Origin of the sequence: Zymomonas sp., assembly GCF_020216885.1 — a bacterium.
In the GTDB taxonomy this organism is placed as follows: Bacteria; Pseudomonadota; Alphaproteobacteria; order Sphingomonadales; family Sphingomonadaceae; genus Zymomonas.
On record NZ_JAIWON010000182.1, the window covers coordinates 1 to 3,171 of the forward strand.

The following is a 3,171-nucleotide window of genomic DNA, read 5'->3' on the forward strand; positions in this document are numbered from 1 at the left end:
TCCGGCGGCGTGCTTATGGCGTTGACCGATGCTGAACAACAGCTTGATTCAGCCAACCGAAAAGCTGCTATAGAAGATTTATCACGACAGGCTAGGAATAATCTGTCAATGAAGCTGGCCAATGAAGCGGCATGCCGTGCTGTCGAGCAAGCTTTTTCAATGCCACTTAAGGCGGCTGGCGTTTCTGCAAAGGTTGAAGTCCGTTTTCGGAATTAAGGGAGTATATCGGGAATGAATGCGCCATTGGATAATTTGGTTCAGACCGATTGGGTGCAAGAGATCAAGCGTCTGAAAAAAGAACGCAATGCTGTTATTTTGGCGCATTATTATCAGACGCCCGAAATTCAGGATATTGCCGATTTTATCGGTGACAGTCTCGATCTTTCCCGTAAGGCAGCTGAAACAGATGCCGATGTTATCGTTTTTTGTGGTGTCCGCTTTATGGCGGAAGTTGCAAAAATCCTGTCACCGGAAAAAACAGTTCTGGTTCCTGATATGGAAGCCGGATGTTCCCTTGAAGATAGCTGCCCACCAGAAGATTTGGCGGCTTTCCGTAAAGCCCATCCTGACCATATCGCATTGACCTATATCAACTGTTCGGCTGAGGTGAAGGCTTTATCAGATATTATCGTTACCTCGTCATCAGCTGAAAAGATTTTATCACAGATCCCCGAAAGTCAGCCGATCATCTTTGCCCCTGATCGCAATTTGGGTGCATGGTTAAACCGGAAAACCGGACGGGATATGTTGTTGTGGCCCGGATCCTGTATTGTTCACGAGAATTTTTCAGAAACCGAATTATTAAAGCTGAAACAACTGCATCCCAATGCCCCGATTGCCGCCCATCCTGAATGTCCGGCGGCCATTTTGGATCATGCCGATGTCGTTGGTTCTACCCGCGCTATTTTGGAATTTGCACTGAAATCGGATTCAGATACCATTATCGTTGCCACCGAACCGCATATTATCCACCAGATGGAAAAAGCAGCACCGCATAAGACCTTTATCGGCGCGCCCGGTATGGATGGTAACTGTAATTGTAATATGTGCCCCTATATGGCGCTGAATACGATGGAAAAGCTCTATCTAGCTTTGAAAAACAAGGCACCAGAAGTTACGCTGGACGAAAAAACGCGTTTGGCCGCAAAAAAACCGCTGGATAAAATGCTGGAAATGGCAGCTTCAACCGTCGGCGCGGGTGATCTGGGCGCTATGGCTTCTGCTCAATAGCGATGTGAAGGGCTTTATTTGATGCAGGACAATCCACAGCAGACGACAGGACATCCACCGCGTTCGGCTTTTCATCAAACCATCCCATGGCAAAATGATAAGCAGGCCAAAGCCCCTTTATGGGCAAAGAATATCAATCTGCCGACAAATTCGGTGCTTGATATTGACGGTTTTGATGCGGAAGCCTTTATTCGTTCGACCTTGGCCGAAGACCTTGGTGAGGCGGGCGATATAACGGCAATGGCCGTTATTCCCGAAGAGGCCGTCTTTTCGGGGGTTATGGCCAGTCGTGAACCGATGGTTATTGCTGGATTACCCTTGGCTGCTGCATTTTTTAAAGCCCTTGATCCTTTGGCTGAAATTGAAATTTTAGCCAAGGAAGGCGCCTATTTGCCAGCAGGTCAGACCGTTTTGAAAATAAAAGGGAAGGCTCGGGCTTTGTTAGAATGTGAAAGATCTGCCCTTAATCTTTGTCAGCATCTTTCTGGTATTGCGACTATGACCCGTGATTACGTCGAGGCCATTAAAGGCACCGGCACCATTTTACTGGATACGCGCAAAACCATTCCGGGATTACGTCTGCTTGAAAAATACGCCACTCGCATGGGCGGCGCGCAAAATCACCGCATGGGTCTGGATGACGGTGCGATGATTAAGGATAATCACATAGCCGTTGCCGGAAGTGTTGCTTTGGCTGTCCGTCGTGCGGTTGAAGCTGCTATTCCTTATATCATTGTTGAAATTGATACTTTGGAACAGATAGCGCCTGCTTTGGAAGAGGGGGCAACCCATCTGTTGCTGGATAATATGAACCCTGAAACCCTTAAGAAGGCTATCTCCATGGTTCAAGGACGGGTACCGACCGAGTCATCTGGCGGCGTTAATCTGGATAACATCCGGTCGAGAGCAGAAACGGGGGTTACCTATATTTCCGTTGGTCGTTTAACTCAGTCTGCCCCCGCCGTTGATATCGGTTTGGATTTCTCCCTTTTGCCATCAGCTTGATCGCGCGTTTTTTATTGTCAGAAGCCGATGATGCGGTATTTAGTCTTTGGTTTTTAGTTTTTGTAGCCGGTGCTTTCTGCCGGCTATTTCAGGAAAAATCAGTGAAAAATACCTACAGCCTTCTTGGAAAAATAGTTTTAGCTGGCTGTTTGTTGGGCAGCTATGGCAGTCATGCTTGGGGGCGACCGCCCAAAATAATAACGCCCGCTCATAGCGACATTGTTACCGAACCGTCTGATAAATCTGATAAATATGAGGCCGATATTGCAGGCTATACATTGGCACTGCAATGGTCACCGGAATATTGTCGCGGTAAAACCACCCGCGCCGCCGATGCGTATCAATGTGGGACGGGGCGCTTTTTCAGTTTTGTTTCCGAAGGGTTATGGGCTGTTGATGCCGCAGGAAAGCGGTTGCAATATTGTAAAGAAGCTACGGCCTTACCACTCGCCACGATTGATAAAATGGCCGATGTCACGCCTTCGGCGCAGTTAGTGCAACAGCAATGGACAAAATACGGCGCATGCGCGGCTTCTAAGGCCGAGGATTATTTTTCCCGTATATCAACGCTTTTTCGGAAAATTCATTTTCCAGATATGAATAGATTATCCAGCGACCCTGATCTGACTGTTGCCAAGCTGAAAGAGGCCTTTGTTGAGGCTAACCGTCATTTGGATAGCAAATCTATAAAAGTAGCCGTTAACCACAAAAATTGGCTTACCGGCATTCGGTTATGTTACAATGCTGACTTCAAATTTCAAAATTGTCTTGCAGATAGTGTCACACCGCCTGCGGATACCAAAATAAAAGTGAAGCCTGGTTTCCAGCTGCGGCCTGTTTTTGGATGAGTCATGTCAAAGCCTGTTCTTTGGAAATGAAGGCTAATCAAAAGGCCTTTGCCGAAAAAGTCGATATTACTACTTTATGGCCTGAACA

The 3,171-nt window shown here is 47.2% G+C and carries 3 protein-coding genes and 1 pseudogene; all 4 read left to right on the forward strand.

The features are described from left to right. Positions 1-216, forward strand: a pseudogene (locus tag LDL18_RS08920) (DUF4230 domain-containing protein); the annotation flags it as partial. Between the two features lie 15 nt (positions 217-231). Continuing rightward, entirely contained in the window at positions 232-1,230 is a 999-nt protein-coding gene (gene nadA / locus LDL18_RS08925) for a quinolinate synthase NadA (RefSeq protein WP_011241599.1), read from the forward strand. Between the two features lie 21 nt (positions 1,231-1,251). Then, complete coding sequence (nadC, locus tag LDL18_RS08930; RefSeq protein WP_296508860.1) at positions 1,252-2,235, forward strand: carboxylating nicotinate-nucleotide diphosphorylase; 984 nt, start codon at positions 1,252-1,254, stop codon at positions 2,233-2,235. A 101-nt stretch (positions 2,236-2,336) separates the two neighbouring features. Beyond that, positions 2,337-3,083: a ribonuclease I gene (locus tag LDL18_RS08935; RefSeq protein ID WP_296508862.1), complete on the forward strand. Its 747-nt coding sequence runs from the start codon at positions 2,337-2,339 to the stop codon at positions 3,081-3,083. The last annotated feature ends 88 nt before the right edge of the window (positions 3,084-3,171 follow it).